Here is a 1,186-nt window from a genome sequence, read left to right on the forward strand (position 1 = left end):
CTCCGGCCCCGGGCGGCCAGTCGGATGCCCCTGCCCAGCAACAGAATCCGGCGCCGGAGCAGTCGCCGCAGACCCAGCAGGCGCAGCCGCAACCCGCGCCGCAGACCCAGCCGCAGCCCGCCCCGGCGCAGCAGCAGCCGCCGGTGCAGACCATGCAGCTGCCGCAGCCTCCCGTGCCCGCCCCCGTGCAGGTGCCGGCGCCCCAGCTCCCGACGGGAGCCTTGAACAACGCCGTCGACGGACTCGGGAATATTCCCGGTACACACGGCTGAGAGTTGGTTCCTCGTGACAGGCGTTACCCCAGTCGCGCTCGATTCACTTCCGGGCGCGCGAGAGATATTCCGGGACTTGGATTCCGGCGATTCCGGTGCGGTGCTGTACCTCATCCGCGGCCGTTCCGGCACCGGTAAGTCCACCCTGCTGGGCGCGATCCGGGCGCGGCTGCGCGCCCGCGGCGTCACGCTCACCGACCATCCGGCGCAGGCCCCGCGTCCCGGCGGCGCGGAGACCGGCCGCCCCCGGACCGCCCTGATCGTCGACGACGCGCACACCCTCGGCGCGGCCGAATTCGATCTGCTCTGCGCCGCAGCCGAATCCGGGGAGTTCCCGGTCGTCATCGCGCTGCGCTCGCGGCCGCACGACGCCCGGCTGCGCGGGCTCACCGATCTGGTGGCCCGCCGCGGTCGCGTGATCGATCTGCGCGCCCTGGGCGCGACCGAGATCGCCCCGTTCGCACGGGAATTGGGCATGATGGTGCCGCGCGGCCTGGCCCAGCACATCCATCGCCAGACCGGCGGCATCCACGGCGGCGTGGTGGCCGCCCTGACCGCGGCCTGCGCGACCCGCCTGGACGCGGGCGTGACGGCCGTCGATCAAGCGGTGACCGCATGGGCCCGGACCCGGCTCGACGACTCCGACCCGGACCTGCTCGACGCCCTCGTGGTGGCCGCCATCGGCGCGGGCCTGGACACCGGCGAACTGACCGAGGTCCTCGACCTCTCCCCCGCCGACGCCCAGAGCCTGGTGGACCGGGCCCGGGGCAGCGCCCTGGTCACCGATGCCGACCTGCTGCTGACCCCCGCGGTCACGCCGCTGCGCACCCTGGTCGGCGACCGCCGCTTCCTGACCGTCGCCCGCCGCCTGCTGCACGCCCGCCTGGACGCCGGACTGCTGCGCGACCACACCG

Annotated in this window: 2 protein-coding genes; one reads left to right on the forward strand and one right to left on the reverse strand. The window is 74.5% G+C overall.

All coding sequences use genetic code 11. The annotated features are described in order from the left end of the window. Positions 1–266: hypothetical protein (locus ACIRS4_RS37935; protein ID WP_404204784.1), on the reverse strand; the 266-nt coding region annotated here is incomplete at its 3' end. Positions 267–348: 82 nt separating this feature from the next. Between ACIRS4_RS37935 and ACIRS4_RS37940 the strand changes: the two genes are divergently transcribed. After that, positions 349–1,186 (forward strand): hypothetical protein (locus ACIRS4_RS37940; protein WP_404204786.1); only part of this gene is annotated, 838 nt, incomplete at its 3' end.

Source organism: Streptomyces sp. NPDC101166 (assembly GCF_044768125.1).
GTDB lineage: Bacteria > Actinomycetota > Actinomycetes > Streptomycetales > Streptomycetaceae > Streptomyces.